Raw genomic sequence first — 4200 nt, 5'->3', positions numbered from 1 at the left:
CGTCCGTACTGGGCGATCACGGACGACAAGGAACGACTTCAATCTGCCTACCGGCTCCACCGACACTACGAGACGGCAGACGAACACTACGGTGAGGAGCGTCTTGAGGAACTCCAGACCGACGAGATGGAAGAAGTACAGTGACTGCGTTCGAGGACTTGGAACGTGGCGACATCGTCTGGGCGAGTGACCCGCTCTCGGAGAAAGGTCGCCCGATGCTCATTCTGGGAGCACCGCACCTCCCGAACCATGGTACCCAACTCATCACGGTCCTGCTCTCCACGAAGACCTACCACGAGGAGGCTCTCACACTCCGAGACGACTACGAGGGCGACCCACTCGGAGAACGAAGTCACGTGCTTCCGTGGTCGCTCGCGACCCTCAACAGTGCTGCCGATGTTGAGCACTACCTGACATCGCTCGTCGACGAACGAACTGAAGATGTGGCGAGCCAGTTGATCGACTACATATCTTCTTGAGAACCTCCCCCTCACGGGCAGCCAGTATTCAAATACTCGTAGTACGATGGTACTACAATGAAATACGCGAGTGTCAGCGTCAAGTTTCCAGTCGAACTTGACACCGAGATCGAGCGGTTCCTCGATGAAAACGGGGATCTACACCAACAAGAGCGAGTTCATTAAAGAGGCCTGCCGCGCCCATCTCCGCGAGCTTAATGACAATACAGCGATCGCCGCGCTCCGGCTGGAGCAGCTGCTCGCTGAAGCTGAACAGAGCCGCGAGTCTGCTAGTGAGATCGCCGCCGAGCTTACAGCACTCGGCGAGAAAGTCGATGCAGACGACCTCGAACGAGCCGTCGAAGAAGCACGAGAGGAGACGTCCGAGCAGGTGTACGGGTCCGACGCGTGAAACGTCAACAGTGGATAGGCACTACCCATGACATGACCGAGACCGACGCGCTCTACGACGTTCGGGAACGGACGGAGAATCCAGCCCATGCATCGGTCGACGACGTGATCACACTCGTCCTTGATCGAGCACGGAAACCGCGTGAGGACCACCACAACGCACATTTCGACGAGGCCATGGCTGCTGTCGTCGGTCAATATAGTGAAGACGCCGTCCGGACCGTCATCCATCGCGTCCTCGTTGAGGACTATCCGTTTCGGACAGCCACGGTCAACCTCGATATGCGCAATTTCGATGGTGTTCGGATCGGCACGACGGCTGTCTGGACCCTTCGGGAGTTGAACGCCCGTTGACGGTTGAGAGCGAGACTTTGTTCCGGTAGAATGTGGCGCTTCGCTTATCGTAGACTATGCTCCACGAAGTGAACTCCGGTTGGCTCACACGTTTACCCTGTTTCCACCGTTCGACGCACCCTTTCGTCGCTTGGACGGCGCGTCGGATGGCCTCTTGAACGAGGTTGGCAGTGAGAGCAATTTCTTCCCGCAGCTCCGCGTAGAGTGCGTCTCGTGCAGTTGAGTTCGCAGTGATACAGTTCGTGTAGGAGTCGTCGTCCCAACAGAACTGGGCAGCACGATTCGCACAGTAGAGAAACTGTCACGCAGATTCGTGGAGGTCGTTGCGCCGCTCATCGGGAACAACGAGTTTGACCGGCGCAGTTCGACGCACCTCCATATCTCAGATTACTATTTGACGATTCTTATAATCTTGGGAGTTGGGTAGCTACCGTTATGCGGTTGCGTCGTCCTGTTGGTTTCCTCTCCGACCTACTCGCTCGCTACACTCGGTCCTTGAGGTCGGAGGCTCTACCTCGAATTATGCTGAATTAGTGACTCTGTGCTTCTCGGAGTAAGTAATTCATTGAATCTCTATCTCTTGGATTCACTGATTCATTGATTCACTAACTTCATAACTTGCCACATCCTATTGGATTCCAAGAATCAAGTACTCCTTAACTCCCTGATTTATGGCTTCATTGAATCACAGATTCTGTGAATCTGTGAATCGCTGTCTGGGTCATCTCGAGCATTTGCTGGGGTAATGGATGGATGAAACTAATCGAAGGTGTCACTGACGGTTGAGGGTCTCGATCACGTGATCTCTGCAATCAATTCAAAGCCATCTTTGAACGTGATTTGCCCGTCGAACCCATGAGCTTCGATTGCAGTGACAACGCCGTTCCCTGCATCGTCATCCGTCGTGAGGACACAGATAGACGCGGCCTTCCCGCTCTCTAAGAGGTGGGCTGCGACGCCACCAAGTGCGGTATCCGCTTTCTCGATGTTGTCCTCGGAGCGATTCGACTCACGTGCAATGAAGCCACGCACACCGTCCATAACGCTAGATACCGTTGGATTCGTGTGATCTAACTCGTCAGCGACGACCACCCATCCAGTATCAATCGCACTATTAATCGGTGTCTGACCGGGCGTACTGCGGTCTGGCGCACCGCCAAGTTCCTCATACACCCGCTGTGGAATCACAAACGTAATCTCGTTCCGCTAGGCGAACCGTTCCAGCGCCAGCGCTGTATACTTGTTCCGCTGTTGGCGGCCACAGGCAATGAAAATGCCCGAATCAGCAATCCATACCGCGTTCTCAGGTATCGACTCGGTCGTCCCTTGCATGTATGAGAGAATTCCTACGCTTCTTCGTCGACCGGCTTGTCACGCGCATTCCGAATTTGGTCGAAATATGGATCGTACTCCCGCATGTCGAGAATCACCTCACGGAGTGCCTGGAGTACCGCAATCCCGAACGCAGGTTGAATGTTGAGTTCGCGTGCTGCGAGGCGTTCGGTCATACCGCCCTCAACATACGGGATCGCGTACGTGAGTGCCGCAGCGAGCTTGCCTACGCCATGTTTCTCGATCAGCAGGTCGAGATCCTGATCCTGGGGTGACCGGCCGATTGCCTCGACGAGCGTGGGCGTGATCGTGTACGTATCGCCATCGAGGTTCGCAGTAAGGGTAATCGGGATGGCCGTGTAGGTGTGCGTTTTCTGCGCTTCATCCCGCGTGAGTACCCCGAGATCAACGAGTGTTCCCGTATCCGCGTACGCGGTCGTGCGGGGTGTGTCGATGTCGGCGACGATTTCATCAATCGTCACTTCGCCTTCACGGAGAATATACGTGTAGAGGCGAGCGAGCCGTGGCTCTTCGAGTAGTTGTGCCACTGACATAAGGCCATTAATGGCGCGTTCGGGGTCCCCCGTCGCTTTCGACATACAATACATAATCCGTGTACTGAGTAATAACGCTTGGGCTGTGACCGAAGTCGGAGGTGTCCAAGTATCACTCTTCGCTTGGGACGAACTGGCGCGTGACCTCGTTCGGACGAAGACCCCACGCACACAGTGCGAGGACCAGGGGGCGCTCGCTAAAGTTATCGGATGTCTGGTAGAGTACACGGATGTACTTGATAGTGAGATATGGAGTACCGGCATCGTGATTAACCAACACTAAGCTGGACTGAACGAATTTGTTGGTTAATCTGACGGTCTCCCGGGGCCGCGGCGAAGAGCCCTAACAAAAAAGCAGTACGTTTACGATTTTTTAGTTTCGTAACTCTATACAAGATGAGCTACGATACAGAACACGTGCAGAACGTGGGGGACACTCCGGGGATGATCACCGGATTCCCGACATTCGCAGAATTACTCGAGAACCCGTCTCTCGCTAGCCTCTATACCTCGATTCGGGGGTCAGCGACTGCCACGGGGCCTGAACTCGTCGAAACAACGACTGTCTCGAAAAAGACGGTGTACGACTATCTCCATAAGCTGGAGGAAGCGGGCCTAATCAGCAAGGTTGGCGACGATGCCGGGACTGCTGTATACACCGCTGAAGAGTTTGAACTGACATTAACGGTTCGCGAGACGGAAGTCTCGATTACTCCCGAACTTATCCAGGTGATCGCACAGAAGAACGAGTATCCCGCGATCAAACGAGTTCTCGAAGATCACGGTATCGTCACGTTCGCGCTCACATACGATCTCGTGAAAGCACACAGTGTGGGGGATGTCACAATCCGGCAGATCGCGAACCTCACAGACCTTTCGCCTGGAACTGCGTATGATTTCGGTGAAGCGCTCTATTCTGATTCTCGATCTCGGTGCTGACGAGTCATCGCCGACAACGTACACACCGGATGATTTCGACGAGGACGAAGGCAACCTCCTGGAGGAATTTGCCAACAAGTCGACCGAATAAGTTGGTCGCTTATTTATCGATATCTCGACAGTCCTCTCGTATTCTTCGCTAGTGCGAGCGG

4 protein-coding genes and 5 pseudogenes are annotated in these 4200 nt (G+C 54.5%); 6 read left to right on the top strand and 3 right to left on the bottom strand.

The genetic code is table 11. The features are described from left to right. The 4 genes and pseudogenes from J07HQW2_RS16755 to J07HQW2_RS00125 all read left to right on the top strand — a co-directional run. Positions 1–144 (top strand): annotated as a pseudogene (locus J07HQW2_RS16755) (MarR family transcriptional regulator); the annotation flags it as partial. Further along, a complete protein-coding gene (locus J07HQW2_RS00135) occupies positions 141–479 on the top strand; it encodes a type II toxin-antitoxin system PemK/MazF family toxin (RefSeq protein ID WP_021053093.1) in 339 nt (112 codons plus the stop codon). The pseudogene J07HQW2_RS16755 and the gene J07HQW2_RS00135, both read left to right, overlap by 4 nt. A 57-nt stretch (positions 480–536) precedes the next feature. Continuing rightward, a pseudogene (locus tag J07HQW2_RS00130) lies at positions 537–870 on the top strand (ribbon-helix-helix domain-containing protein). 32 nt (positions 871–902) lie between these two features. After that, positions 903–1223, top strand: a complete 321-nt coding sequence (locus J07HQW2_RS00125) for a DUF8158 family protein (RefSeq protein WP_021053090.1) — start codon at positions 903–905, stop codon at positions 1221–1223. On the opposite strand, the pseudogene J07HQW2_RS16750 reads toward J07HQW2_RS00125, so the two are convergent. From J07HQW2_RS16750 to J07HQW2_RS00115, 3 genes and pseudogenes are all read right to left on the bottom strand, one after another. After that, positions 1213–1602: pseudogene (locus J07HQW2_RS16750) on the bottom strand (RNA-guided endonuclease TnpB family protein); the annotation flags it as partial. The gene J07HQW2_RS00125 and the pseudogene J07HQW2_RS16750 overlap by 11 nt on opposite strands. Positions 1603–2018: 416 nt before the next feature. Continuing rightward, positions 2019–2555 (bottom strand): annotated as a pseudogene (locus J07HQW2_RS00120) (hypothetical protein). A 14-nt stretch (positions 2556–2569) separates the two neighbouring features. Continuing rightward, positions 2570–3154, bottom strand: coding sequence for a DUF7437 domain-containing protein (locus tag J07HQW2_RS00115; protein ID WP_021053088.1), 585 nt, complete (start codon positions 3152–3154; stop codon positions 2570–2572). Between the two features lie 40 nt (positions 3155–3194). Here J07HQW2_RS00115 and J07HQW2_RS00110 point away from each other — a divergent pair, with 40 nt between their 5' ends. Both J07HQW2_RS00110 and J07HQW2_RS00105 read left to right on the top strand, forming a co-directional pair. Then, a complete protein-coding gene (locus tag J07HQW2_RS00110) occupies positions 3195–3392 on the top strand; it encodes a hypothetical protein (protein ID WP_021053087.1) in 198 nt (65 codons plus the stop codon). A gap of 113 nt (positions 3393–3505) precedes the next feature. Next, positions 3506–4139, top strand: a pseudogene (locus J07HQW2_RS00105) (transcriptional regulator). Positions 4140–4200: the final 61 nt, after the last annotated feature.

This window comes from Haloquadratum walsbyi J07HQW2 (assembly GCF_000415985.1).
GTDB classification, from domain to species: Archaea; Halobacteriota; Halobacteria; order Halobacteriales; family Haloferacaceae; genus Haloquadratum; species Haloquadratum walsbyi_B.
Note: the sequence above shows the minus strand (reverse complement) of the source record. Positions and strands in the feature narration are given on the sequence as shown.

Bases quoted from the DNA above. Each gene is read 5' to 3' on its own strand.
- J07HQW2_RS00125 (WP_021053090.1), top strand. From the start codon at position 903: ATGACCGAGACCGACGCGCTCTACGACGTTCGGGAACGGACGGAGAAT.
- J07HQW2_RS00115 (WP_021053088.1), bottom strand. From the start codon at position 3,154: ATGTCGAAAGCGACGGGGGACCCCGAACGCGCCATTAATGGCCTTATG.